At 69.9% G+C, this 23,390-nt stretch carries 22 protein-coding genes; 5 read left to right on the top strand and 17 right to left on the bottom strand.

Annotated features, from left to right (window positions below; all coding sequences use genetic code 11):
- Positions 1-2: 2 nt before the first annotated feature.
- Together BLQ91_RS01625 and BLQ91_RS01620 are read left to right on the top strand one after the other, a co-directional pair.
- On the top strand, positions 3-671 hold the full coding sequence (locus BLQ91_RS01625; protein WP_176959523.1) for an aminoglycoside phosphotransferase family protein: 669 nt from the start codon (positions 3-5) through the stop codon (positions 669-671).
- A 9-nt stretch (positions 672-680) separates the two neighbouring features.
- A complete protein-coding gene (locus tag BLQ91_RS01620; RefSeq protein ID WP_090094764.1) occupies positions 681-2,126 on the top strand; it encodes an aldehyde dehydrogenase family protein in 1,446 nt (481 codons plus the stop codon).
- Here BLQ91_RS01620 and BLQ91_RS01615 read toward each other — a convergent pair whose 3' ends face one another.
- The 7 genes from BLQ91_RS01615 to guaB all read right to left on the bottom strand — a co-directional run bounded on the left by BLQ91_RS01615 (position 2,127) and on the right by guaB (position 10,702).
- Positions 2,127-3,506 (bottom strand): FAD-binding oxidoreductase, encoded by a 1,380-nt coding sequence (locus BLQ91_RS01615; protein ID WP_090094763.1) that lies wholly within the window; start codon positions 3,504-3,506, stop codon positions 2,127-2,129.
- 37 nt (positions 3,507-3,543) lie between these two features.
- On the bottom strand, positions 3,544-4,797 hold the full coding sequence (locus BLQ91_RS01610) for an FAD-dependent monooxygenase (RefSeq protein WP_090094762.1): 1,254 nt from the start codon (positions 4,795-4,797) through the stop codon (positions 3,544-3,546).
- Entirely contained in the window at positions 4,794-5,753 is a 960-nt protein-coding gene (locus tag BLQ91_RS01605; protein WP_090094761.1) for an MBL fold metallo-hydrolase, read from the bottom strand. Before BLQ91_RS01605 ends, BLQ91_RS01610 begins: the two co-directional genes overlap by 4 nt.
- 27 nt (positions 5,754-5,780) lie before the next feature.
- Entirely contained in the window at positions 5,781-7,457 is a 1,677-nt protein-coding gene (locus BLQ91_RS01600) for a GMC family oxidoreductase (RefSeq protein ID WP_090094760.1), read from the bottom strand.
- Positions 7,458-7,547: 90 nt separating this feature from the next.
- Complete coding sequence (locus BLQ91_RS01595; RefSeq protein ID WP_143022479.1) at positions 7,548-7,766, bottom strand: hypothetical protein; 219 nt, start codon at positions 7,764-7,766, stop codon at positions 7,548-7,550.
- Positions 7,767-8,004: 238 nt separating this feature from the next.
- Entirely contained in the window at positions 8,005-9,138 is a 1,134-nt protein-coding gene (locus tag BLQ91_RS01590; protein WP_090094758.1) for a GuaB3 family IMP dehydrogenase-related protein, read from the bottom strand.
- 52 nt (positions 9,139-9,190) lie between these two features.
- Positions 9,191-10,702: an IMP dehydrogenase gene (guaB, locus tag BLQ91_RS01585; protein ID WP_090094757.1), complete on the bottom strand. Its 1,512-nt coding sequence runs from the start codon at positions 10,700-10,702 to the stop codon at positions 9,191-9,193.
- A gap of 142 nt (positions 10,703-10,844) precedes the next feature.
- Here guaB and BLQ91_RS01580 point away from each other — a divergent pair, with 142 nt between their 5' ends.
- On the top strand, positions 10,845-11,228 hold the full coding sequence (locus tag BLQ91_RS01580; RefSeq protein ID WP_245732959.1) for a DUF5319 domain-containing protein: 384 nt from the start codon (positions 10,845-10,847) through the stop codon (positions 11,226-11,228).
- Between the two features lie 930 nt (positions 11,229-12,158).
- Here the strand turns inward: BLQ91_RS01580 and BLQ91_RS01575 are convergent.
- The 5 genes from BLQ91_RS01575 to BLQ91_RS01555 form a co-directional block, all read right to left on the bottom strand.
- Positions 12,159-13,061 (bottom strand): anti-sigma-D factor RsdA, encoded by a 903-nt coding sequence (locus BLQ91_RS01575; RefSeq protein ID WP_090094756.1) that lies wholly within the window; start codon positions 13,059-13,061, stop codon positions 12,159-12,161.
- Complete coding sequence (locus BLQ91_RS01570; RefSeq protein WP_090094755.1) at positions 13,062-13,634, bottom strand: sigma-70 family RNA polymerase sigma factor; 573 nt, start codon at positions 13,632-13,634, stop codon at positions 13,062-13,064.
- A 309-nt stretch (positions 13,635-13,943) separates the two neighbouring features.
- Entirely contained in the window at positions 13,944-14,540 is a 597-nt protein-coding gene (locus BLQ91_RS01565; RefSeq protein WP_030471988.1) for a response regulator transcription factor, read from the bottom strand.
- An 81-nt stretch (positions 14,541-14,621) separates the two neighbouring features.
- Positions 14,622-15,515: a hypothetical protein gene (locus tag BLQ91_RS01560; protein ID WP_176959521.1), complete on the bottom strand. Its 894-nt coding sequence runs from the start codon at positions 15,513-15,515 to the stop codon at positions 14,622-14,624.
- 14 nt (positions 15,516-15,529) lie between these two features.
- Entirely contained in the window at positions 15,530-16,486 is a 957-nt protein-coding gene (locus BLQ91_RS01555) for a MerR family transcriptional regulator (protein ID WP_090094754.1), read from the bottom strand.
- 167 nt (positions 16,487-16,653) lie between these two features.
- Here BLQ91_RS01555 and BLQ91_RS01550 point away from each other — a divergent pair, with 167 nt between their 5' ends.
- Positions 16,654-16,950 (top strand): WhiB family transcriptional regulator, encoded by a 297-nt coding sequence (locus tag BLQ91_RS01550; protein WP_090094753.1) that lies wholly within the window; start codon positions 16,654-16,656, stop codon positions 16,948-16,950.
- A gap of 79 nt (positions 16,951-17,029) precedes the next feature.
- Here BLQ91_RS01550 and groL read toward each other — a convergent pair whose 3' ends face one another.
- Positions 17,030-18,658, bottom strand: coding sequence for a chaperonin GroEL (gene groL / locus BLQ91_RS01545; protein WP_090094752.1), 1,629 nt, complete (start codon positions 18,656-18,658; stop codon positions 17,030-17,032).
- Between the two features lie 84 nt (positions 18,659-18,742).
- Positions 18,743-19,036 (bottom strand): co-chaperone GroES, encoded by a 294-nt coding sequence (gene groES / locus BLQ91_RS01540; RefSeq protein WP_030478362.1) that lies wholly within the window; start codon positions 19,034-19,036, stop codon positions 18,743-18,745.
- A 171-nt stretch (positions 19,037-19,207) separates the two neighbouring features.
- On the opposite strand from groES, the gene BLQ91_RS01535 reads away from it, so the two are divergent.
- The gene (locus BLQ91_RS01535) at positions 19,208-20,713 is read left to right on the top strand and encodes an alkaline phosphatase D family protein (protein ID WP_090094751.1); all 1,506 of its coding nucleotides are present in this window, start codon (positions 19,208-19,210) and stop codon (positions 20,711-20,713) included.
- A gap of 3 nt (positions 20,714-20,716) precedes the next feature.
- Here the strand turns inward: BLQ91_RS01535 and BLQ91_RS01530 are convergent, their stop codons facing one another.
- Genes BLQ91_RS01530 through BLQ91_RS01520 form a run of 3 tightly spaced genes read right to left on the bottom strand, consistent with a single transcriptional unit; the run spans position 20,717 to position 23,377 of the window.
- The gene (locus tag BLQ91_RS01530) at positions 20,717-21,970 is read right to left on the bottom strand and encodes a hypothetical protein (protein ID WP_090094750.1); all 1,254 of its coding nucleotides are present in this window, start codon (positions 21,968-21,970) and stop codon (positions 20,717-20,719) included.
- Entirely contained in the window at positions 21,963-22,397 is a 435-nt protein-coding gene (locus BLQ91_RS01525; protein ID WP_090094749.1) for a GtrA family protein, read from the bottom strand. Before BLQ91_RS01525 ends, BLQ91_RS01530 begins: the two co-directional genes overlap by 8 nt.
- Positions 22,394-23,377 (bottom strand): glycosyltransferase family 2 protein, encoded by a 984-nt coding sequence (locus BLQ91_RS01520; protein ID WP_090094748.1) that lies wholly within the window; start codon positions 23,375-23,377, stop codon positions 22,394-22,396. Before BLQ91_RS01520 ends, BLQ91_RS01525 begins: the two co-directional genes overlap by 4 nt.
- Between the last annotated feature and the right edge of the window lie 13 nt (positions 23,378-23,390).

Here is a 23,390-nt window from a genome sequence, read left to right as displayed (position 1 = left end):
GCGTGGACGAGGAGCTGCTGACCGGTGGCGGGCTGAACCAGGTGTTCAGGGTGGGTGACGCGGTGCGCAGACCGGCGGGCCCGTGGGCTCCTCGGGTGCACGAGCTGTTACGGCGCTTGGCACCCTTGGGGATCGCGCCGGTCCCGCTCGGGCTCGACGGCGAGCACGAGCTGCTCAGCTACCTGCCCGGTGACGTTGGCCACGTGTTCCCGTCCGACGACGCCTCGCTGGTCGAGTCGGCGCGGATGCTGCGGCGGCTGCACGACGCGACGGCCGGGCTGGTGGACGTGCTCGACGGGTGGCAGCACCCCGCGCGGGAGCCGGTCGAGGTGGTGCTGCACGGTGACTTCGCGCCGTACAACACCGTCTACCGGGACGGCCTGCCGGTCGGCGTCTTCGACTTCGACTCGGCGCATCCGGGGCCGCGCTGGTGGGACGTGAGCTGGGCGGTGGTCCAGTTCGTGCTGGGGCTGCCCCACGACCGCGAACGGCGTACGCGGCTGTTCTGCGAGACCTACGGCATCGAGTACGAGCCGGAACACGTCCTGGTCCGGCTCGACGACATGGTCCGGACGATCCGGGAGCACCCCGCGTTCGTGCTCCAGCGCCGGGAAGGGCATGTCGACCACTACTTGGGTCTCATCAGGTACGTGCAGGCCAATAGGGCCTAACGTGACCACATGGACGCGTTCACACCACAACCACGGCCGTGCTGGGTCGCCGGCCGCCCCGAGCAGGGCGAGCAGGCCCTGGAGGTCCTCCACCCCTTCGACGGCACCGAGGTCGCCTCGGTCGCCGTACCGGGCAGAGACCAGGTGGAACGTGCGGTGGCGGCGGCCGCGGCCGTCGCCGGGGAGTTCCGGCGGACCCCCGCCCACGTGCGGGCGGAGGCGCTGCTGCAGGTCTCGCGGACGCTGGCCGAACGCGCCGAGGAGATCGCCGAGACGATCACCGCCGAGAACGGCAAACCGCTCAAGTGGGCCGAGATCGAGGTGCAGCGCGCCGTCAACACCTTCCGCTTCGCCGCCGAGGAGGCGCGCCGGTTCACCGGTGGGCTGCAGCGGCTCGACACCGACGCCGGGGGCGTGGGGCGGATGGCGATCGTCCGGCACGTGCCGCGCGGGCCGGTGCTCGCGGTGGCGCCGTTCAACTTCCCGCTGAACCTGGTGGCGCACAAGGTCGCGCCGGCGCTCGCGGTGGGCGCTCCGGTGATCGTGAAGCCCGCCTCCGCCACGCCGCTGTCGGCGTTGCTGCTCGGCGAGGTCCTGGCCGGGACCGGCCTGCCCGAGGGCGCGTTCTCGGTCCTCCCCGTGCGCGGCAAGGACATGGACGCGCTGGTGAGGGACGAACGGCTGCCGGTCATCTCCTTCACCGGGTCCACGAAGGTCGGCTGGTCGTTGATGGACGCCGCGCCGCGCAAGCACGTCGTGATGGAGCTGGGCTCCAACGCGGCCGCGATCATCTGTCCCGACTGGACGGACCTGGACCACGCGGCGCGGCGCATCGCGACGTTCGGCAACTACCAGGCCGGGCAGTCGTGCATCGCCGTGCAGCGGGTGATCGTGGACCGCTCCCGGGCCGACGAGTTCGTGCCGAAGCTCGTGCAGGCCGTGGGCGCGTTGAAGACCGGCGACCCGCACGACCCCGAGGTCGAGGTCGGGCCGCTGATCGACGAGGACAACGCCCGCCGCGTCGAGGAGTGGGTCAACATGGCCACCGACGTCGGCGCGAAGGTGCTCCTCGGCGGCAAGCGGACCGGGGCCACGGTCGAGCCGACGGTGCTCACCGACGTGCCGAAGACCGCCAAGGTGTGGACCGAGGAGATCTTCGGGCCGGTGCTCGTGGTGTCGGTCGCGGACGGCGTCGAGGACGCGTTCGCGCAGGCCAACGACTCGAAGTACGGGCTGCAGGCCGGGGTGTTCACCCGTGACGTGCAGGTGGCGTTCGAGGCCGCGGCCGAGCTGGAGGTCGGCGGCGTGATCATCGGTGACGTGCCGTCCTACCGCGCCGACCAGATGCCCTACGGCGGTGTGAAGGGCTCGGGCACCGGGCGTGAGGGCGTCCGGTCGGCGATGGAGGACTTCACCGAGGAGCGCGTCACCGTGCTGACGGGCATCCAGCTCTGATCAGAGCCCCTGCGGGAACGCCAGCACGCGGTCCGGGTCGTAGCGTCGCGCGACTCGCCTGAGCCGCGCGAGGTTGCGGCCGTAGTAGGCGGTCGGCCAGTCGGGCATCTCCGGGTCGATGTAGTTCACGTACCCGGTGGTGCCCGCGCCGAGCCCGTCCCGCACCTCCGCGACCGCCTTTCGAGCCGCCGCCTCCGTCCTGCCCTCGGCGCCGAAGAAGATCTGGGCGCTGGCCTTCGCGTCGCGGTGCGGGAACGCCGTGGCGTCCGGTGCGACGCGGCCCAGCGCGCCGCCGAAGGAGTCGAAGAGGACCGCGCCGTCGGTCTGCTCCTGCACGAGGTCCGCGACGTGCTGACCGGACAGGTGGTGGCGCAGCATGCGCGAGGACGCCGCGAACCGGAAGCCGGGCCCAGGACCGCCCGCGTAGTAGCGCATCGCCTCCAGGTAGCTCATCTCCTCGACGGTGCGCGTCGCGGGCGGCATCTTGTCCAACAACGGCGCCAGGTTCTTCTTCGGGCCCACGTACACACCGCCGACACCCGTGACGGCGTCCGGGTTCGCCTCGACCGTGCAGCCCGACCAGAGCTCGTCCGGCGCCCCGTCCATCCACTCCTGCCAGGCGTCGAACGCGTCCGCCGCCGCGCCTGCCGGGTAGGCGAGCCGGAACACCGTCAGGCCGGGCGCGGGGTCGGTGCGGAAGGTGAACTCCGTGACGATGCCGAAGTTGCCGCCGCCTCCGCCGCGCAACGCCCAGTAGAGGTCGGGTTCGGAGTGCTCGGACGCGGTGCGCAGGCAGCCGTCCGGTGTGACTACCCGCGCGCTGACCAGGTGGTCGCTCGTGAGCCCGTACTTGCGGCCGAGCACGCTGATCCCGCCGCCGAGCGTGAGCCCGCCGATGCCGACCGACCGGCACGTGCCCGCGGGCAACGCCTGGCCCGCGGCGCCGATCGCCTCGTAGACGGGCAGCAGCTGGGCTCCGGCGCCGACCCGCGCACGGCTGCCGGCCACCGCCACCCGCGACAGCGCGGCCAGGTCGACGACCAGGCCGTTCTCGGGCAGCGAGTAGGCCGCGTAGCTGTGCTTGCCGCTGCGCGCGGCCACCGGGATGCGTTCGTGCGCGGCGAACTCCAGGCACGCCTGCACGTCCTCGGCCCGGACGCACCGGGCGATCGCGGCCGGCCTGCGGTCGGCGTAGAGCGTGTTCCACGGCACGCGCAGCTCGTCGTAGCGCGGGTCCTGCGGCAGCACGAGCCGGTCACCCAGCCTCCTGCGCAGCTTCGCCCAGTTCGTGTCGGCCGCCGTGGCCGTCGCGGTGCCCGTTCCCCAGCACGCGGCAGCAAATGCGGTCCCCTGCAACAGAGTTCGTCTGGTTACCCCCATGGCGTGACCACGTCCGGCCGCGCTCCCGGGTTGCCCCTCACCAGCCGAGGGCGCGTCTTTTCACCTGTTCGTCGCAGCGGTGGGCGGCGACGTGCCCGTCCGGCCTGATCAGCAGGCCGTCCCTCGTCGTGAAGCCGGGGCCCGCGGTGCGGGAGCCCGGGACGAGCTCGCCGCCGTCCGTGGTGAGCGGGGAGTTCTCGTAGGAGAACGGGGTGAAGAGCGTGCCGGAGTCGATGCCCTCGCCCGTTTCGAGGGCGTGCTCGCGGTGCGCCCGTTCCTCCGGCGTGCCGGGAACCAGGAAGCGCATGGTCTCGCCGGTGATGCGCAGGTTCTCGTCGGCGGCGGCGCCCCGTTCGACGTCGTAGGACTCGAGGAGGTGCGGGCCCGCCTCACCGGCGCGGTCGGCGGCGATCTTCCACGCCGCGTTGTCGGCGTCGCAGATGCCGGAGTTCAGGCCTCGCGCACCGAACGGGCTCATCACGTGCGCCGCGTCGCCCGCGAGCAGGACCCTGCCGCGGCGCAGCGTCCTCGCGCGCCGCTGGTGGAAGCGGTAGGTGGACTGCCAGACGACCTCGTAGGGCTTGTCGCCCACGATCGCGCGGACGCGGTCGTCGGTGAGCTGGACGTCTCCGGCGACCTGCCAGTCGATGCGCCACACGCCACCCGGTTGCGGGTGCAGCAGGACCTGGCGGCCCGGGTTCCAGGGCGGGTCGAAGTAGAAGCGGCGTTCGGGCGTCTCGAAGCCGAGGTCGACGCGGACGTCGGCGATGATGAACCTGTCGTCGAACGAGAAGCCCTCGAACGGGATGTCCAGCAGCTGCCGGACCGTCGAGTGCGCGCCGTCGGCGGCGATGCAGTGCGTCGCCCTTATTCCGTCCGATGTGGACACTCCCTCGTCGTCCTGGCTGAGGCCTTCCAGGGCGTGGCCGTAGCGCAGCTCGATCAGCGGCTCGGCGCGGACCCGTTCCTCCAGCAGCCGTTCCACGACGGTCTGCGGGGTGTTCACGAACGGCGGGAAGCCCTCGGCCTCCGGGAAGGTCAGGGTCAGCACCTCGCGGTCGCGGTGGAAGGTGCGGCCGGTGTACCAGGTGACGCCCGCGTCGGCGACGGCCTGCCCGACGCCGACCCGTTCGAGGACCTCCAGGACGTCGCGCTGCACGCAGATCGAGCGGCTGCCGGTCCTCGCGCGTTCCGCGGCGGCCTCCAGCACGGTGCTCGGCACGCCCGCCCGCGCGAGGAACAGCGCGGACGCGAGCCCCACCGGCCCGGCACCGACCACCAGGACCGTCATTGCAGGGCGTCCCACACCGCGCGGTCGCGTTCGGCGGTCCAGATCTCCGGCCAGTCCTTGCCGTCGCACTCGTCCCAGTAGCGCTTCACGTCGAACGGCAGGCAGTGCTCGAAGATCGGCCAGCGCCCGTAGCGGCCCACCAGGGTGCTGTGCGCGAGCTCGAAGGCCTGCTTGAGCGTGCCGCCCTCGGCGTGCACCCCGCCGACCGTGCGGCGCAGCTCGTTCAGGAAGTGCCTGCTCTGGTTGATCGCGGCCTCGACCTCGATGCGGTCGCGGGCGACCTTGCCCCGCCCGCCGACCAGGACCTCGGCGCCCAGGTCCTCGATCTCGTCCAAAGTGGACGTGGCCCACTCGTCGTGGAACGCGTCACCGGTGTAGAGCGCGGCCTGCGACTCGACCAGGTCGCCCGCGAACAGGATCCGCTGCTGCGGCAGCCACGCCACGATGTCACCCGCGGTGTGCCCGCGCCCGAGGAACTGCAGCACCAGGTCGCCGCGCTCGTCCCCCAGCGGGATCGTCATGCGGTCGGAGAACGTGAGCGTCGGCCACGTCAGGCCGGGGATCTCCCCCGGCTGCTCGAACAGCCGCGGCATGCGGCCGAACTCGCTCTCCCAGTCCTGCTGCCCGCGTTCGGCGATCAGCACCCGCGTCATCTCGTGCGCGACGATCTCCTGCGCCTCGAACGCGCTGGCCCCGAGCGTGCGCACGGCGTGGTAGTGGCTCAGCACGAGGTACCGCACCGGCTTGCGGGTGTGCTCGCGCAGCTGGGCGAGCCACCTGCGTGCCGCCGCGGGGGTCGCCCGCGCCTCGAAGCAGATCAGGAAGTCCTCGGCCTCGATGGCCGCGACGTTGGGGTCGCCCTCGGCGGTCAGGGTGTAGACGCCCTCGGCGAGCTCGACGAACACCTCGTCCTTGGGGGCGAGGTCGGCGCTGGAGGCGAACGGCTTCTTGGCCATGCCTCCACCGTAGCCACATGATCCAGCTCAGGAGGCCTTCACGATCGGCAACCGCAGGGCGGCCGGAGCCTGGTCGGGCACTGCCGGGTTCCTGGGCTTCGTCGGGTTGATCCTGCGGTAGGGCTGGTCCTGGGCGGGCCGCCGGTCCTCCTCGCCCTTGTTCGGCCACAGCGAGAACGCCCGCTCGGCCTGCGCGGTGATCGTGAGACTCGGGTTCACGCCGAGGTTCGCGCTGATCGCCGATCCGTCCACAACGGACAGACTCGGGTAGCTGAAGACCCGGTGGTACGGGTCGATCACGCCCTGCTGCTCGTCGGACGCGATGGCGCAGCCACCGATGAAGTGCGCCGTCAGCGGGATGTTGAACAGCTCGCCCCACGTGCCGCCCGCCATGCCGTCGATGTGCTTGGCGGCCAGCAGGTTCGCCTCGTGCCCCGCCGGGATGAACGCCGGGTTCGGCTCGCCGTGGCCCTGCCTGCTGGTGAGCTTGCCGCGCTTGAGGAACGTGGTGATGGAGTTGTCGAGGCTCTGCATGACCAGCAGGATCACGGTCCGCTCGCTCCACCGGTGCACGCTGAGCAGCCGCAGCAGCCGCAGCGGGTGCCGGGCGGCCTGCTTGAGGAACTGCACCCACCGCGGTGTGCTCAGCGCACCGTCCGTGGCGAGGGTCTGCAGCATGCCCATGGCGTTGCTGCCCCTGCCGTACCGGACGGGCTCGATGTGCGTGATCTCGTCGGGGTGGATGGAGCTCGTGATCGCGACGCCCTGCGTGAAGTCGTTGTCCGGGTCGACCGCGTAGCGCGCGGCCCCGATGATCGACTCGGAGTTGGTGCGGGTCAGCTCACCCAGCCTGGCCGAGATCCTGGGCAGCGTCGTCGCCTTGGCCTTGTGCAGCAGCTGCTGGGTGCCCCACGTGCCGGCGGCGAGGACGACCTGGTCGGCGGTGAACGTCCTGGTGGCGCGTCCGCCCGTCGTCCTGGTGTCGATGGTCCACCTGCCGCCGCCCTCGCGGAGCTTCGTGACCGTGGTCAGCGGGAAGACCTGCGCGCCGAGCTTCTCCGCGAGGTAGAGGTAGTTCTTGACCAGCGTGTTCTTGGCCCCGACCCGGCAGCCCGACATGCAACTGCCGCATTCGGTGCAGCCGGTCCGCTCCGGCCCGGCGCCCCCGAAGTACGGGTCCGCGGCCTTCTTGCCGGGCTCGCCGAAGAACACGCCGACGGGCGTCGGGTGGTAGCTGTCCTCGACCCCCATGTCCTTCGCGACCTTCTGCATGACGACGTCGCTCGGGGTCGTCGTGGGGTTCGTGACGACCCCCAGCATCCGGCTCGCCTGGTCGTAGAACGGGTCCAGCTCGCCCTGCCAGTCGGTGATGTGCGCCCACTGCCGGTCCTCGTAGAACGGCTTGAGCGGCCGGTACAGCGTGTTCGCGTACACGAGGCTGCCACCGCCGACGCCGGCGCCGGCGAGCACCATGACGTTGCGCAGGGTGTGGATGCGCTGGATGCCGAAGCACCTCAGCCGCGGCGCCCACAGGTAGCGGCGCAGGTCCCAGCTGGTCTTCGCGAACTCGTCGTCGGCGAACCGGCGCCCCGCCTCCAGGACGGCGACGCGGTAGCCCTTCTCGGTCAGGCGGAGCGCGGCCACGCTTCCGCCGAACCCGGAGCCGACGATGACGACATCGAAGTTACCGGCGAGTTCACCCATGAACCGGAGAGTAGGCGTTACTTCCGGTAACGCCTAGTCCCCGATCGGTTCAGACGGTCGCCGCGCGGTCATGAAGGCCGTGAGTTCGTCTCAGAGCACCAGGCCTTCGATCACCCAGACCATGAAGGCCACGCACAGGGCGGTGATCACCAGTCCACCGCAGAGGAACAACGCGAGGGCCTTCCAGCCGATGCCCCCGACGCCCTCGTCCTCCTCGGGCGCTTCCTCGACGTCGAGCTCCTGGATCTCGGCGTCCGGTTCGATCGTGTCCACGTCGCTGTTCTTGCCGTCGCCGAACAAGGCATCCAATTCCACGAACAATGGACGCACGGGGTGGTGGTTCGGTTGCGAGATCAGGTTTGGGTCCAAGCGGCGATCGGCAGGCCGAGGCACACGCCCACGTCAGCGAGGTTCATGGCCTGGGGCGATCAGCCGCAGAGGACGTCGGCGCAGAGGACGTCGGCGCGGTCGTGGCGGCCGGCCACGCGTCGTGCGGCGAGCAGAAGGGCGCGTACCAGCCGGTACGCGCCCTTCGCGGTGATCAGGTTCAGCCGCGGATCGTCAGGCCGACCTTCTGGAACTCCTTGAGGTCGGAGTAACCGGTCTTGGCCATGGCCCGCTTGAGCGCGCCGAACAGGTTCGTCACGCCGCGCGGGTCGGCGGACGGGCCGAACAGCAGCTGGCGCAGATCGAGCTCCTGGTCCACCGCCTCGGCGACGAGGCTGCGCGGCACCGACGGGTGCGCGGACGAGGCCGTCCAGTACAGGCCCTGGCCCGGTGCCTCGGTCGCGGCCGCGAGGGGCTCGCCGAGCATCACGGCGTCGGCACCGCAGGCGATGGACTTCGCCACGTCGCCCGAGGTCGTGACGCCGCCGTCCGCGATGACGTGCACGTAGCGGCCACCGGTCTCGTCGAGGTAGTCGCGGCGCGCGGCCGCGGCGTCGGCGATCGCGGTGGCCATCGGCACGCCGATGCCGAGGACCGAGTCGGTGGTCGTGACGCCGGGCGTGTAGCCGTAGCCGACGATCACGCCCGCCGCGCCGGTGCGCATCAGGTGCATCGCGGTGCGGTAGTCGCCGACGCCGCCGGCGATCACCGGGATGTCGAGGTCCGCGATGAACGACTTCAGGTTCAGCGGCTCGCCACCGCGGCTCACGTGCTCGGCCGAGATGATCGTGCCCTGCACGACCAGGATCTCCACGCCCGCTGCCAGCAGGTCCGGCGTGAGCTCGGCGGCGCGCTGCGGGCTGACGCGGACCGCGACGGTGACGCCCGACTCGCGGATCTGCTTGACCGCGGCGGCGATCAGGTCCATCCGCAGCGGGGCGGCGTGCAGCTCCTGCAGCACCTTCACCGCGGCGGCCGGGTCGTCGTTGTCCTCGGTGGCCTGCACGAGGCGGAACAACGCCTCGTCCACGTCACCGTGCCGCGCCCAGAGACCCTCGGCGTTCAGCACGCCGAGGCCGCCGAGCTCGCCGACCGCGACCGCCGTGCCCGGCGACACGATGGCGTCGGTGGGATGGGTGATCAGCGGGATGTCGAAGCGGTAGGCATCGATCTGCCACGTCGTGGAGACGTCCTTCGACGACCTCGTCCGACGCGACGGGATGATCTCGATGTCGTCCAGCTCGTAGGCCCGCCTCGCGGTCCGGCCCATGCCGATCTCGACCAGATCGCGCACCTGTTGTTCCTCTCCAAAGCATTAGAACAAGGCTTCAAGCAGCCAGAACACCCTAACGGGTGGTGTAGTTCGGAGCCTCGACGGTCATCGTGATGTCGTGCGGGTGGCTCTCCTTCAGACCCGCCGCCGTGATGCGCACGAGCTGCTGGTTCTGCAGCTCGGCGATCGTGCGGGAGCCCGTGTAGCCCATCGCCGCGCGAAGGCCGCCGTTGAGCTGGTGCACGACCTGCGACAACGGGCCGCGGAACGGCGTGCGGCCCTCGATGCCCTCGGGGACGAGCTTGTCCTCGTTGAGCACGTCGTCCTGGAAGTAGCGGTCCTTCGAGAACGACTTGTTCTCGCCGCGCGACTGCATCGCGGCCAGCGAGCCCATGCCCCGGTAGGTCTTGAACTGCTTGCCGTTGACCAGGATCAGGTCGCCGGGCGCCTCCTGGGTGCCCGCGAGCAGCGAACCGAGCATCACGGCGGACGCGCCGGCCGCGATGGCCTTGGCGATGTCGCCGGAGTACTGGATGCCGCCGTCACCGATCACCGGCACACCGGCCGCACGGCAGGCGAGTGAGGCCTCGTAGATCGCGGTGATCTGCGGCACACCCACACCGGCGACGACGCGCGTGGTGCAGATGGAGCCGGGGCCGACACCGACCTTGACGCCGTCCGCGCCCGCGTCGATCAGCGCCTGGGCACCGGCGCGCGTGGCGACGTTGCCGCCGACGACGTCCGTCGAGTCGCCGAGCTCCTTCTTGATGCGGGCGACCATCTCCAGCACACCGCGCGAGTGGCCGTGGGCCGTGTCGACCATCAGCACGTCGACGCCCGCCTCGGCGAGCGTCATCGCGCGCACGAACGAGTCCTCGCCCACACCGACGGCGGCGGCGCACAGCAGGCGGCCGTCCGGGTCCTTGGTGGCGTTCGGGTACTGCTCGGTCTTCACGAAGTCCTTGACCGTGATCAGGCCCTTGAGCTTGCCGTCACCGTCGACGATCGGCAGCTTCTCGACCTTGTGGCGGCGCAGCAGCCCGAGCGCGGCTTCGGCCGACACGCCCACCTGGGCGGTGACCAGCGGCCCGTTGGTCATGACCTCGCTCACGCGCTTGCTGTGGTCGAGCTCGAAGCGCATGTCGCGGTTCGTGATGATGCCGACGAGCTTGTTGTTCGCGTCGGTCACCGGCACACCGGAGATGCGGTACCGCGCACACAGCGCGTCGACCTCGGCGAGCGTGGCGTCCGGCGAGCACGTGACCGGGTCGGTGACCATGCCGGCCTCGGACCGCTTGACGGTCTCGGCCTGGCGGGCCTGGTCCTCGATGCTCAGGTTGCGGTGCAGCACGCCGATGCCGCCCTGGCGCGCCATCGAGATCGCCATCCGGCCCTCGGTGACCGTGTCCATCGCGGCGCTGGCCAGCGGGATCTTGAGGGTGATGTTGCGCGAGATCCTGGTGCTCGTGTCGACGCCGCTGGGCACGACGTCCGACTCGGCAGGCAGCAGGAGCACGTCGTCGAAGGTCAGTCCCAGCATCGCGAACTTGGCCGGGACTCCGTCAGCGTTGAGCTCGCTGGTCATAGCGGGTGACATGCCTTCCGTGGTGCGGTCTGCGCTCTGCCTGCCCTTTTGGGGACCTGCGTGTCCAGTTTCCGCAGGCGGAGGCGGTGCGCCCCATGGTATCTGGACGCCCACAACACCACGGGGGGTACCGTGCGGGGTCGTGCCGCACGACGCGTTGCCACCGGACCCCTTCGCGGGCGACCCAGAGGACCCCGCGCTGTCCCTGGGCGAACCCGACCACGACCACCCGCCGATGGACGAGGACGAGCGAACAGAGCTGGTCAGCGACCTGAGCGACCTCGCCGTCTACCAGGCGCTGCTGGAACACCGCGGCGTCCGGGGCATCGTCGTGGACTGCGGCGAGTGCCAGGAACCGCACTACCACGACTGGGAGCTGTTGCGAGCCTCACTCGAACAGCTCCTCGCCGACGGCCACATGCGCCCGCACGAGCCCGCGTTCGACCCGGATCCCGGCGCCTACGTCAGCTGGGAGTACTGCCGGGGGTACGCGGACGGCGTGACGGCCACGGAGTCGGCTCGCTGACTCCCCCACTCAGGCGCGGTGCACCGGCTGGGGCGGGCTGCGGTGGGCAGACTCGCCGTTGAACGGAGACGGCCGCTTGCAGCGCGGCCGGCAGGATCCCTGGGCCGCGCGAAAGGCGCAGCCCGGGGTGTTCGGGGTGGGCCTTTCGCGCGGGCTGAGGTAGCAGGCTCAGCTCAGTGCCGGGACGCACACGGTCGCCGCTTGCAGGAATGTCAACATTGCTACAAGCCAGTCGAGGCAGGCAGCAGGCGGCTCGACGGTCCACGCAGGGTTCAGCCGACGAGGCTGGCAGGCGGTTGGTCAGACCGGGCGAATTCACGCAGGACCGGCAAGGCGGGGGCAGGAATCCGGACAGACGCAAAGCCACCCCCGCCGCGACATCAAACAGGTGCGGAGCTGGACACAGCAGGCGACGAGCGGAACGGCCAGGTTGAGCAGGCTCGCGCAAGGGTCCCCTCTGATTTCGAGTCCCCCGCGACCGAATGTACTCAGCGGGTCTGACAATTCCGACGCGAAGCCGAAGACGAGCCGCACTTCGCATTCACAACCAGGGCAAAGCCGAAGGCGAGACACCCTTGCACCAACCGCGATGGCGAAGCCCGTGACCAGTGTTGATGACGCAACAACGATGTCAACCAGGGCTTGAATGCGGATGCCAGACGCGAGCCAGGCCCGAATCAGTCAAGCCTTTCACGCTCGGCTTCTCAGAGCGATCTGAGCACTCTCGTAACCCACAGAGATACAGCACCCGGGCCCACCGCGATACAAAAGGTGACGTCACTCGCATGGGGTGACCATCCCGGCCACAAACAGGCACCAGCCGAGCAGTTCACATTCCACCTGACGTGTGACACCCAGGGCATGTGAACGGCCCCTGACCTCGAAAGATCAGGGGCCGTTCACATCACGTCCCACATGGCGAGCAACGCCTCAGTTGGTCCCTGTCGACTGCCCGGCGGTCTCCACGGCGGTCCCCGCGGTTCCAGCCGTCTCGCTCGACCCGGGAGCGGGATCGGCAGGAGGCGGCGGAGGCGGTGGCGGGTCCTCCACGTTGGACACCGGCGGCGGCGGGGTCTCCGACGAGGTCGAAGGCGTCGGCTGCGTGGTGACCGGTGGCTCGCTCGACGGCGTTGAGGACCGCGTCGACGGCTGCGTGGGCTGGGTCGGTTGCGTCACCGGGGTGCTCGTGGTGGTCGGTGGCGTGGTCGAGGTGTTGGTGTCGAGCTCCTTTTCGAGCTCCTTGTGCTTCTCCTCGAGCTGCGCCTTGCCGTCCACGGTCGACACGGAGCCCAGGCTGGCCTCGACCTTGTTCAGCTTCTCGCGGGCCTCGTTGACCTTGCCCTCGCGCAGTGCCAGACGGGCCGCGTCGAGGTCGCCGCTGATGATGGCGGCGGCTTCGATCGACTTCGCGTGTTCGGAGTACAGGACTCGCGTGAGGCCCCAGAGCGCGTCGCCCGGCTGTGCGTCGCGGGCCACGAGGCTCATGCCGGTGAAGGCGATGGCCAGGACCGCGGCGGCGCTCGCCAGCGGGATCAGGAAGCGGTGCCTCGAGACCGGCTGCGGGCGGGCGGCCTGGATCGTCGCGACGGCGGTGTCGGTGTCGACGAGCTCGCCGAACGGCTCGGTCTCCACCTCGTTGCGCCACGCGAGCAGCAACGCGTTCAGGTCGTCGTCGCCCCACGAGCCGGCCGCACCTGGTGTCGCGGACCCCAGTGCGTCCAGCAGCTTGTCATCAGCCTGTACAGCCGAAAGATCATCTGCGACGGGTTCGTGCGGGGCTCTATCGTCCTGTCCGCGCACTTCTTCGTCGTCCTTCCCGTGTTCGTCGGCCACTCAGACCACCTCCTCCGCTGCCAGCGACTTGCGCAGCCGAGCGAGCGCACGGTGTTGCGCCACCCGGACCGCACCCGGCGTCGAACCGACCGCCTCGGCAGTTTCCTCGGCGGAGAGTCCGACCACCACCCTCAACAACAGGATCTCCCGCTGCTTCTCCGGCAGGACCCGTAGCAGCACGGCCATCCGGCCGGAGAGTTCGCCCTGCATCGCCCGCTGCTCCGGACCAGCTCCGGTCTCCGGCGCGTCGGGAACTTCGGGAACGGGCTCGGAGCGGTTCCTGGCGGCAGACCGATGTGCGTCGGCAACCTTGTGCGCCGCGATCCCGTAGACGAACGCGAGGAAGGGCCGACCCTGGTCGCGGTAGCTGGGCAATGCCGTGAGCACCGCGAGACACACCTCCTGGGCCACATCGTCCGCCGAAGCGAAGCTCCGCTCCTGCCTGCCAACTCTGGCGCGGCAGTACCGCACCACGAGGGGACGTATGGAGGCCAGCAGGCGTTCGATCGCCTGGCGGTCGCCGTCGACGGCCGCGCCCACTTCGGCGTCCAGTCCGTCCCCCAAGTTGGTCATCGCAGACAACAGCCCTGGTGTTACTCGTTGGCGCACCGACAGAAAGCATCACGAGTCACTCACAGCGACTCGGTGCGGCGGTTTCACCGTACCGGTCTTCGGGCCCTCTGTTCATCAGGGGGCTATGGACACCCCGGGTGACCAGCCGACACACCGAACAGCTCACAGCCCGGCGACATCGTCACCGGGCTGGGGGCATTTGCGCGACCGGAGGACCGCGCGGTTGAACGGGTGAGCCCTCTCACGCCACCGGCCCCGCTCCCCCACATGCGGCATATGAGGACGCGGGGCCGGTGCGGCAAGAGCGACTTACTGGACGAGGCCTCGCCGGAAGCCGTGCGCGACCGCCTGGGCGCGGTCACGGACACCGAGCTTGCGGAAGAGACGACGTGCGTGCGTCTTCACCGTGTCCTCCGACAGGTAGAGCTCGCGGCCGATCTGGCCGTTGCTCTTGCCCTGGCTCATGCCCCGCAGCACCTGGAGCTCACGTTCCGTGAGCTGCACGCCGGGGTCGGAGGGCTGACGGGGCGCCGGGACCGAGGTGCTGGCGAGCGTGTGCGCGAGGGCTGCCACAAGCTCGGGGCGCGACGCGTCCCACCTCAGATAACCGCGGGCACCGCCGGCGATCGCCGCGGCGATGCTCCCGGCGTCGTCGGGTGCTCCGAAGACGATGACGTTTGCCTGCGGGTTCGCGGAGACGAGCCGACGGGTTGCTTCCACCCCGGTCGGGACGGCGCGCTGGGTTCCCACCAGGACGACGTCGACCGGCTGCCTTGAAAAGCGAGCCAACAACTCGTCACCGTGCGCTACGCAGTCGATGCGGCTAACCCCGGGGACAGCCGACATCACGCGGGTGAGACCCTCCCGCACACTGCGCCGGTCGTCGCAAATAAGGACCGTGGTCACGGGGACTCCTTTCCTGCAGCCGAGTGACGTTCCATCTCCCCTATCGGACGCTGGAGGCCAGACCTTGACACGATCCGGTGCTTAATCCGTCAAGAAGTTCGCCTGAGGGTCTGCGTTCGGGGGTTCCCCGGAACGGAGCAGCCCGATCGGCATCCAGGGGGAGTCGAGGGCCGCCTGTCGGCTGACGGCATCAGCTCTGCGCAACACGCAGCTCAGAGCGTCCGTCGCCCGGCCGAGGGCGTCTGCACCGACCGTGGGGGCATGACCCACCAGGACGAGAGCGCTCGGCCAGATCAACGGCGGAAGGCCTTTCAAGGAGCTGTGATTTAGCTCACACTCGACTAGTCTACGCCCTCGCACCAGGCCGTCGGGTGTCCCCCGCACGACCAGCGAGGTGCCCAGGACGAGTGCCGACTTGAGCTCGTGGCGGAGCGCCTTTCGCCCAGTCGCCACGCCGTAGGCCTCCTCGGCGGGTGCCACCGCGGCCTGCGCCCGCCCGGACGCCAGCTCGAGCTCGGCGGTCACCCAGCCCCGCCGGACCTCGGCCCGCCACGACCGCGTCTCGACTCGTGCGAGCAACCTGCGGGCCTCCCCGAGGCGTTGAGCACCGAGCGAATCGGCCGCGAGACCGAGCAGCGCGTCCGTCCGGGCCCCCGCGGCGTCGATCCCGTCCGGGTCCCCGGCGTCCGCCCCCCGCACCCGCGCGAGCGCCGCGCCGTCGAGCGGCCGGGCGAGGTGGTGCGCCCCCAGCTGACGCAGGTGCGACGCGCGAGTCGAGAGGGAAAGGGACGCGATCACGGGGTCGGGGTCGTGACGGAGCGCGGCCAGCACGGTGGCGGCGGCCGCGTAGTGGCCCTGACCGCCGAGCACCACGGCCGCGAGCCACCTCGCCCGGGAGCTCCCGGCGCGGAGCGCGGACCAGACGGCGAGATCGGGCGAGTCACCGAACGCGGCCCGGCGCAGCTCCTCTTCCACGGGGAGTGAGTCTGTCAGGTGACGGCGGCCTCGACGGCGGCCGCGGCGGCGGCGAGGTCCTCGACCCGTTCTGCCGGCGGCGTGACCACCCCTCGACGCCAGCCTGGTCCGCCGACGAACACGCGCACCTGCTGCCGGGTGCGCGGCAACGCGGAGACCACCCCCGGATCGGCGTACCGGGGCAGCTGCGCCCACAGCACCACCGCGGAGGGAGCGGTGCGGCGCACGGCGCCGGACAGCGCGTCCAGCGGCAGCGCCGCCCCCAGCTGCCTGACCACGATTCCGCGCTGCGCCAGTTCAGCCGCCAAGGGGTAGAGGGGGAGGTTGTGCCTCTCCTCCGGCATGCACGCCAGCAGCACGGGCCGATGGTTGCGCCCGGGAGTGACGAGAGGCGTCGCGCGCACGAACGCCGCGAGCACGCACTCGTTCAGGAGGTGCTCCACCTCCACGCCGGCGCCGGAGAGCTGCCACCGCGCCGCGACGGCCGTCAGAACCGGGCGGACGACCTCGTTCCAGGTCGCGATGACGCCGTCGGACGCCAGCGAGTCGGCGAGCATCCCCTGCACGGCGATGGAATCCATGGCGACCGCCGCCCTGCCCAGTCCACGCGCCATCGGAGACGCTCCGGGCATTTTCAGGACGCGTCCGCCACCACCCGATCCAGCGATAAAAACCTCGCCGTGCGTCATTGACGATTTCGAGTCGAGAGCGAAACGCGCGGCCTCGGCGGAAGACGCGCCACGAAGAAGTGCGCGCTGCATCAATTCGAGCCGGGCGACGTCGCGCGGCCCGTATTTCCGATGGCGGCCGACGGTGTGACCGCTCGGGCCGAGCCCGTAGCGGCGGTCCCACGTGCGGAGGGTGGCGGGAGCCACGCCGAGCCGCCTGGCCACGGCGGCCACCGACAGCAGGGGCTCGCTCGTCTGACCACCGGCAGATGCGCGCTCCGGCGGTGTCGTCACGGGAGCCATCGTCCGTTCACCTCATCCGGGTGGCAACTCCGGGCGGTGCGTGGTCGAACACGCGTGCTGTCACCCATCAGTTGATAAGGGCCTTCTGCCTCTTGAACAAGTTTTGAAGCGGTTCTACGGTGGATCATCATTAAGCCGAATGGAGCAGTCGTCACGGAGGCGGTCTCATGGCGGACACCCGAAGGCTCCCCGGTCCCAACGCAGATCTCTGGGACTGGCAGATGCGCGGTTCGTGCCGGGGCATGGACAGTGCGTTCTTCTTCCACCCCGACGGCGAACGGGGTCCGGCGAGAGCCCGGCGGGAAGCTCGCGCCAAGGCTGTCTGCCTCGCCTGCCCCGTTCTGGAGACGTGCCGCCAACACGCGCTGGCGGTGCAGGAACCGTACGGAATCTGGGGCGGGCTCTCGGAATCGGAGCGCGACCACATCATCAAGGCGAGAAAGCGCCAATTGGCGGTCGTTTAAAAACAAACGGGCGGCACCCGGAGGTGCCGCCCGTTTCGTTCGTCCTCAGAAGCTGCACGCGGCAGAGCTTCGCGAGAACTCAGTGGCCGTGCCCGTGGCCGTGGCCGTGACCGGCCGCGGCGGAGGTGGGCTCTTCCGCCTTCTTCTCGACGATGGCGCTCTCGGTCGTGAGCACCATGCGCGCGATGGAGGCGGCGTTCGCCACGGCGGACCGCGTGACCTTCACCGGGTCGATGATGCCCTGCTCGAGCAGGTCACCGAACTCCAGCGTGGCGGCGTTGAGGCCGAAGCCCCACTCGCCCTCGCGGACCTTGTTCACCACGACGGCGCCCTCGAGGCCCGCGTTCGCGGCGATCCAGAACAGCGGCGCGGACAGGGCCTTCGCGACGAGCGCGACACCCGTGGCCTCGTCACCGGTCAGGCCGAGGCCGCCGTCGAGCACCTTGGAGCCGTGCACGAGAGCGGAGCCACCGCCGGGGACGATGCCCTCCTCGACCGCGGCCTTCGTAGCGGCGACCGCGTCCTCGATGCGGTGCTTGCGCTCCTTGAGCTCGGTCTCGGTGGCGGCGCCGACCTTGATCACGGCGATGCCGCCGGAGAGCTTCGCGAGGCGCTCCTGGAGCTTCTCGCGGTCCCAGTCGGAGTCCGTGGCCTCGATCTCGCGGCGCAGCTGCTCCGCGCGGCCGGCGATGTCGGCCTTGGTGCCGCCGCCGTCGACGATCGTGGTGTCGTCCTTGGTCACGACGACGCGGCGGGCGGTGCCCAGCTGGTCGAGCGTGGTCTCGGACAGCTTGAGGCCGATCTCCGAGGAGATCACCTCGCCACCGGTGACGACCGCGAGGTCGTCCAGGAACGCCTTGCGGCGGTCGCCGAAGAACGGCGCCTTCACGGCGACGACCTTCAGGGTCTTGCGGACGGCGTTGACCACCAGCGTGGACAGGGCCTCGCCCTCGACGTCCTCGGCGATGATCAGCAGCGGCTTGCCGGACTCCGCGACCTTCTCGAGGATCGGGAGGACGTCGGCCAGGGCCGAGATCTTCTCGCGGTGCAGCAGGATGCGGACGTCTTCGTAGACGGCCTCCTGCGCCTCGAGGTCGGTCGAGAAGTGCGTCGACACGTAACCCTTGTCGAACTGCACGCCCTCGGTGATCACGAGCTCGGTCGCGAGCGTGGACGACTCCTCGACGGTGATGACACCGTCCTCGCCGACGCGCTCGATGGCCTCGCCGAGCAGGGCGCCGATGGACTCGTCACGCGACGAGACCGTGCCGACCTGCGCGACGTTGTCGCGGCCCTTGACCGGGGTGGCCTTGCCCTTGAGCGCGTCCACGACGGCGTCCGAGGCGGCCTGGATGCCACGGCCGAGCGCGGTCGGGTTCGCGCCCGCGGCGATGTTGCGCAGGCCTTCCTTGACCAGCGCCTGCGCCAGCACGGTGGCGGTGGTGGTGCCGTCACCCGCGACGTCGTTGGTCTTGGTGGCGACGGACTTGGCGAGCTGCGCGCCGAGGTTCTCGAACGGGTCGTCCAGCTCGATCTCACGCGCGATCGTCACACCGTCGTTGGTGACCGTGGGGCCACCGAACTTCTTGTCGAGCACGACGTGGCGCCCGCGCGGGCCAAGGGTGACCTTGACCGTGTCCGCGAGCTTGTTCACGCCGCGCTCGAGCGCCCGACGAGCGTCCTCGTCGAAGCTGATCTGCTTGGGCATTGCCTAAAGCCTCTCTCCAAGTAGCGAAACGCCCCGGAAGCCCCGGATGGGGCGCCGGGGCGTCAGGCATGACAGCCGAGCGTCTTAGTTGACGACGGCCAGCACGTCGCGGGCGGAGAGGATCAGGTACTCCTCGCCGTTGTACTTGACCTCGGTGCCGCCGTACTTCGAGTAGATGACGACGTCGCCGACGGCGACGTCCAGCGGGACGCGGTTGCCCTTGTCGTCGATGCGACCGGGGCCCACCGCGAGGACCTTGCCCTCCTGGGGCTTCTCCTTCGCGGTGTCCGGGATCACGAGGCCGGAGGCAGTGGTCGTCTCGGCCTCGGAGGCCTGAACGACGATCTTGTCCTCGAGCGGCTTGATGTTCACGCTCACCGGGATGACCTCCACGGGTCGTTGGCAGGTTCGAATTAACGGCTCCTGCCACCCCGCCGTCGCGGGGGTCGGGGCGGTGCTGGTGCCGTGCAATTGGCACTCTACCCATGAGAGTGCCAAGGCTTCAACGCGCCCCCCGAACCGATCACCATCCGGGAGCGTGTTCAAGGCATGTCCCCGTTGACGCGCCGAACGCTGCTGCTCGCAGGCGTGGCAGGAGTCACAGCTTTCTCGGCCGCCGACTCGGCGCGTCCCGGCGACCCTTTCACACTCGGTGTGGCCTCGGGCGACCCGACACCCGACGGGGTGGTCCTGTGGACACGACTGGCCCCTCAGCCCCTCGCCGACGACGGCCTGGGAGGCATGCCGGCACGTCCGGTCGACGTCGAGTGGCAGGTCGCCCACGACGAACGATTCACCCGGATCGTGCGACACGGCTCCACCACGGCTCGACCGGAGGAGGCGCACAGCGTCCACGTGGAGCTCACCGGGCTGGAGCCCGGTCGCGAGTACTTCTACCGCTTCAGAGCCCTCAACCATCTCTCGCGGACGGGCCGTACGCGCACAACGCCCTCTCCGAACGCCCTGCGGGTACCGCTGACGATGGCCTTCGCGTCGTGCGCGCAGTACGAGCACGGCTACTTCACGGCCTACAAGCGCATGGCCGAGGACGAACCCGACCTCGTCCTGCACCTCGGCGACTACACCTACGAGTACGAGAGCGGCATCCACGTCGCCCCGAGCGGCAACGTCCGGCACGTCGAGGGTCCGACCACCGTGACGCTCGCCGGCTACCGGCGGCGGCAGGCCCAGTACAAGACCGACCCCGACCTGCAGGCCGCGCACGCCGTGGCGCCGTGGACGGTCATCTGGGACGACCACGAGATCGACAACAACTGGGCAGGACTGCTGCCCGACAAGCCGCAGCCGGACTTCCCCGCCCGCCGGGCCGCGGCGATCCAGGCCTACTACGAGAACATGCCTCTGCGCAGGTCATCAAGGCTGTACCGGCGGGTCCGGTGGGGCGCGCTGACCACGTTCCACATGCTCGACACCCGCCAGTACCGCACCGACCAGGCCTGCGGTGACGGGCTGCAGCTCTGCCCCGAACGGCTGGAGCCGGAGCGCACGATGCTCGGGGCCGCGCAGGAGGAGTGGCTGTTCGAGGGCCTGCGGGGCTCGCGGGCGCGCTGGGACGTGCTCGGACAGCAGGTGTTCTTCTCGCAGTACGACTACATCCCCGGCGAGGTCGACAAGTTCCTGCTCGACGCGTGGGACGGCTACGTCGCCGACCGGGACCGGGTGGTGGCGGAGTTCGCGAACGTGCGGAACCCGGTCGTGCTGACCGGCGACGTGCACGCGGCGTGGGGCGCGGAGGTCAAGGAGCGCTGGAGCGACCCGTCGTCGAGGACCCTCGCGACGGAACTGGTCACCACGTCGATCACAGCCGGTGGCGACGGGTCGGAGGAGTACGCCGAGACACCGCTGTGGCTGCGCGAGAACCCCCACGTGAAGTACTTCAACAACCGGCGGGGCTACACGCTCACGAGGTTCACGCCCGATGAGCTGCGCACGGACTTCCGCGGCCTCGACCACGTGACGAGGCCCGGCTCCCCGGTCTCCACCAAGGCGTCTTTCGTGGTGGAGGACGGGAGGCCGGGCCTCAACGAGCTGTAGGGCTCAGCCGGACCAGTTGCCGGACACGAACATCATGTACATCAGGGTCTGGGTGACCAGGCCCGCGTAGATGACCACGTACACCGCGGGCTTGAGCGCGGCGACGCGCTGGCCGAGCAGCACCAGCGCCAGGTAGATGCCGAAGCACGGCAGCAGGTAGCGGTGCACCGACACCAGGTTGCCGTTCAGCGTGAGCATGATCAGCGACGCGACGCCGAAGAGGCCCACGGGCACCAGGTCACCCCGGCGCTGCGCCAGCAGGTAGGCCGATCCGGCGATCAGCAGGACGATGCCGGCCAGCGGCACCACGTGGTTCGTGAGGTTCCACGTGTTCAGGTCGGCCGGCTTCGTCAGGGTGTTGATGCTCATCAGGAGCTCGTTCCAGAGCGTCCCGGGGATGTTCGGCGTGAACTGGTGGTACGACCAGGCCGGGGCCTTCTCGTACGCCGACGTCATGCCGAGCGGGTCGCCGACCAGGACCTTCAGGTACAGCGCGAAGCCCAGGAAGCCGACGGCGCTCGCGGGGAACCACAGCAGGTGCCACGACAGCAGACCGCGGAGCTTCCAGTCCTTGCTGCGCCAGAACTCGAGGAAGCACAGGCCGACGAACAGCACCGCGGTGATGCGCACGCCGGTCAGCGGCATCAGGCACAGGCCCATGAAGACCCACTGCCTGCGCAGCGCGAAGAGGTACGCCCACAGGCCGAGCGCGATGAACACGGCCTCGCTGTAGAACGCGTGCAGGAAGTACGCCGACGGCCACGTCAGCATCGCCATCACGACGAGCCACGGCGCGCGCTCGCCCGTCAGGAAGTTCCTGGCGATCTTGAGCAGGGCCACGGCACCCAGCCACGTGGCGACCGTGTTGACGATGATGCCCGCGACCAGCGTGCCGATCTTGCCGAGGAACACCATCTTCACGAGCCACACGAACAGCGGGAAGACCGGGTAGAACGCCTGCGAGGTCGGGACGTTCTGGTACGCGGTGCCCTCGGCGATGCCGGTGAAGTTCTCCGCGTCCCAGCGGTGCGTGTGCGACAGCAGCGTGTCGACCGAGCGGGACGAGGGCGGCGTGCCCTCGAAGATCGGCAGCAGTGGTTCGAGCACGCGCCCGAGCACGGTCATGAAGACCTGCCAGGCGAAGACCAGCAGGAAGACCTTGGCGAAGTCGCCCGTCAGCGCGGTCTTCCACCGGGGAGCGGGTCGGGACGCCCCGCCGGCGACGACCTCCGGCTCGCGGATCGCGGTGTCAGTCATGAACGGGTTCCTTTGCGGGCTCTGCCGCCGGCCGGAACACCAGCCGGCTGTACAGCGCGTAGTTCCAGACGAGGGCGACGCAGATGCCCGCGAACTTGGGCGCCGCGATGGCGAGCGTCTCGGGCAGACCCGCGAACACCCCGCGGGTCAGGAGGATCACCAGCGGCTGGATGCCCCACAGCCCGATGCCCGTGACCAGCACGAACAGCACGACCTGCCGGACGGCTCCCCCGCCTGCAGCGCGGAACGTGAAGCTGCGGTTGAGCGTGAAGCTGAGCGCCATGCCCGTCGTGGTCGAGATCAGGTTCGCGATCACGAGCGGGGTGCCGAGCGCGAACAGCACCGTGTAGCCGACCAGGTCGACCAGGGTGTTGCCGATGCCGACCAGACCGAAGCGGAGCTGCTGGGCGTTCAGCAGCTTCTTCACGACGCGAGCGCCCTGGCGTCGTTCGGCACCGGGGTCGCGGTGCGCACCGACGCCACGCTGTAGAGCGGGCGGGCCTGCACCTCGGTGTAGATGCGGCCGATGTAGCTGCCGAGCACCCCGAGCATGATCAGCTGGATGCCGCCGAGGAAGAAGACGGCGCTGGTGATGAACGCCCAGCCGGGCACGGCGGTGGCCGGCAGGAACAGCTTCACGCCGACGACGTAGCAGATGCCGAGGAACGCGAGGGCCGAGATGAAGTAGCCGACCTTCGAGATCAGCTTCAGCGGGGCGGCGGAGAAGCCGACGATGCCGTCCGCGGCGAACCGCAGCATCTTGCGCAGCGGGTAGCCGGTGACGCCCGCGTGGCGCTTGTCGCGGTCGAACTGCACGGCGGTCTGCTTGAAGCCGATGAAGCTCACCAGGCCGCGCAGGAACCTGTTGTGCTCGCGGAACTTGCGCAGCTCCTCGACGACCTTGCGGTCGACGAGGCGGAAGTCGCCGGTGTTCTCCGGGATGTCGATCTCGGCGACCTTGCGCAGGAACCAGTAGAACGCCCGCGCGGTGGCCTTCTTGAACGCCGTGTCCTGGCGTGAGCGGCGCTGCGCGTAGACGACGTGGTAGCCCTGCTCCCACTTCTCGATCAGCTCGAGGCTGACCGCGGGCGGGTCCTGCATGTCGCTGTCCATGATGATCACGGCGTCGGCGTCCGCGAGGTCGAGCCCCGCGGTCACGGCGAGCTGGTGACCGAAGTTGCGCGCCAGGTCGATGACGGTGACCCGGTCGTCCGCGTCGGCGACGGCGTTGAGCAGTTCCAGCGAGTTGTCGCGGCTGCCGTCGTTGACGTAGATGAAGTTGACCCGGTACCGGTCCTCGAGCGGCTTGACGACCTCGGACACCGTCTTGTGCAGCAGATCGATGTTCCCGCCCTCGTTGTAGATCGGGAACAGGTACGTGATCGTGCGCATGGGTTCAGCGCTCACCGCTTACTCCAAG

The sequence above is a fragment of the Lentzea jiangxiensis genome (assembly GCF_900104175.1).
GTDB classification, from domain to species: Bacteria; Actinomycetota; Actinomycetes; order Mycobacteriales; family Pseudonocardiaceae; genus Lentzea; species Lentzea jiangxiensis.
The sequence above is the reverse complement of the archived record's forward strand: the minus strand, read 5'-3'. Positions and strand labels throughout refer to the sequence as shown.

Coding starts and splice junctions, on each gene's coding strand:
- BLQ91_RS01620 (WP_090094764.1), top strand. CDS start 681: ATGGACGCGTTCACACCACAACCACGGCCGTGCTGGGTCGCCGGCCGC.
- BLQ91_RS01615 (WP_090094763.1), bottom strand. CDS start 3,506: ATGGGGGTAACCAGACGAACTCTGTTGCAGGGGACCGCATTTGCTGCC.
- BLQ91_RS01610 (WP_090094762.1), bottom strand. CDS start 4,797: ATGACGGTCCTGGTGGTCGGTGCCGGGCCGGTGGGGCTCGCGTCCGCG.
- BLQ91_RS01605 (WP_090094761.1), bottom strand. CDS start 5,753: ATGGCCAAGAAGCCGTTCGCCTCCAGCGCCGACCTCGCCCCCAAGGAC.
- BLQ91_RS01600 (WP_090094760.1), bottom strand. CDS start 7,457: ATGGGTGAACTCGCCGGTAACTTCGATGTCGTCATCGTCGGCTCCGGG.
- guaB (WP_090094757.1), bottom strand. CDS start 10,702: ATGACCAGCGAGCTCAACGCTGACGGAGTCCCGGCCAAGTTCGCGATG.
- BLQ91_RS01570 (WP_090094755.1), bottom strand. CDS start 13,634: ATGACCAACTTGGGGGACGGACTGGACGCCGAAGTGGGCGCGGCCGTC.
- BLQ91_RS01555 (WP_090094754.1), bottom strand. CDS start 16,486: ATGGCTCCCGTGACGACACCGCCGGAGCGCGCATCTGCCGGTGGTCAG.
- BLQ91_RS01550 (WP_090094753.1), top strand. CDS start 16,654: ATGGCGGACACCCGAAGGCTCCCCGGTCCCAACGCAGATCTCTGGGAC.
- groL (WP_090094752.1), bottom strand. CDS start 18,658: ATGCCCAAGCAGATCAGCTTCGACGAGGACGCTCGTCGGGCGCTCGAG.
- BLQ91_RS01535 (WP_090094751.1), top strand. CDS start 19,208: ATGTCCCCGTTGACGCGCCGAACGCTGCTGCTCGCAGGCGTGGCAGGA.
- BLQ91_RS01530 (WP_090094750.1), bottom strand. CDS start 21,970: ATGACTGACACCGCGATCCGCGAGCCGGAGGTCGTCGCCGGCGGGGCG.